Source organism: Citrobacter sp. Cy070 (assembly GCF_030332245.1).
GTDB lineage: Bacteria > Pseudomonadota > Gammaproteobacteria > Enterobacterales > Enterobacteriaceae > Citrobacter > Citrobacter youngae.
This window is the reverse complement of the sequence record NZ_JAOWIG010000019.1, coordinates 1-859: the sequence shown is the minus strand read 5'-3', so window position 1 is coordinate 859 and position 859 is coordinate 1. Positions and strand designations below refer to the sequence as shown.

Below are 859 nucleotides of genomic sequence, written 5' to 3'. Positions count from 1 at the left end.
TGGCTCATGATGTCCCTCTGGGATGCGCTCCGGATGAATATGATGATCTCATATCAGGAACTTGTTCGCACCTTCCCTAATACCGCAGGGATTTTGTGTGCTGGCATAAGCATTGCCCTGTTATGAGAACATTTAAGTGTCTTCATAAAACTCCCTTATCAGAAATACGGACGGCATTACGATTAGTTTGCCATATGGGTTAAAATAACAAGTTCAAAAATGGCAACGTTTTGACTGTAAAAATCAAAAGTAATTTTCATGTGCATCCGTTTTGTTTACATGATTTGAAATCAGAAAATACAAAAAAACCCAGTCCGAAGACTGGGTTTTTCTGTGTTAGCTAATTAAAAGAATTAGATGCTTTAAAGACCAAAGTTATCTTTAAAATGGCCTTGGTTCTTCCAGGATGAATTCTCCATCACACAGCATTCAAATACTGTATTCAGGCCGTCATCTGGAAATTTAAGGGCATCGTTGCCTATACGAATGATGTTACCGATGAGTTCACGGGCTAACTGAGAATTACGCAAGAAACGCGTAAAGAACTCATTGCTGATATGTTTGCCCAGGTTATAAGCAAATTCAAGCAACGTTGCATCGTTAGCAGTCAGCACCGCACCAGATTCAGATGCGTAATAAAAAACATTCTCTTGGCAACCGAGGTTTTTCATTGCGCGGAGAAACAACATTTCTCCTTCCATATCCATAAGGCGAAAAATTATATCAATATCAGATTCATCGTTTACGACAGCACCGACAGCATCATAAAGTACGGCAGCGGGGTGATGCTGCCAACTTACTGATTTAGTGTATGATGGTGTTTTTGAGGTGCTCCAGTGGCTTCTGTTTCTATCAGCTG

General features: G+C 40.3%; 1 protein-coding gene. It reads right to left on the bottom strand.

Features of this window, described 5'->3' with window-relative positions; translation table 11 throughout:
• Nucleotides 1-362: 362 nt before the first annotated feature.
• Nucleotides 363-859 (bottom strand): hypothetical protein (locus tag OGY19_RS01770; protein ID WP_286596193.1); only part of this gene is annotated, 497 nt, incomplete at its 5' end.